The 286-nt window shown below is 69.6% G+C and carries 1 protein-coding gene; it reads right to left on the bottom strand.

The window, feature by feature from the left end; all coding sequences use genetic code 11:
• Nucleotides 1–14: 14 nt before the first annotated feature.
• On the bottom strand, nt 15–286 hold a 272-nt coding region (locus tag Q5762_RS37920; protein WP_315896860.1), incomplete at its 5' end, for a hypothetical protein.

Here is a 286-nt window from a genome sequence, read left to right as displayed (position 1 = left end):
CTTGGGAAGCCGCGTTAAGGGGCCAGCGCAAAGCAGGACACGGCGGCCTGCGCCACCACCGGGTTGCCCTCTACCACCGCGCCGGTCTGGGCGGCCATTTCGCGGACTGGCAAAGGGCCATAGATCAGCGGCGCGACGGCGTTCGGGCTGCCGCGAAACACCACCGACCCTTCGGGCGCACCGCGCCGGGGCGCAAAGCCCTGCGCGTCCAGCGTGGCGGTAAAGGTCTCATCGCCCAGATCGAAGCCAAGCGTGATGGCGCTGACCAGATGCGCGCCGATCTGCC

The sequence above is a fragment of the Streptomyces sp. P9(2023) genome (assembly GCF_032436795.1).
GTDB lineage: Bacteria > Actinomycetota > Actinomycetes > Streptomycetales > Streptomycetaceae > Streptomyces.
The sequence above is the reverse complement of the archived record's forward strand: the minus strand, read 5'-3'. Positions and strand labels throughout refer to the sequence as shown.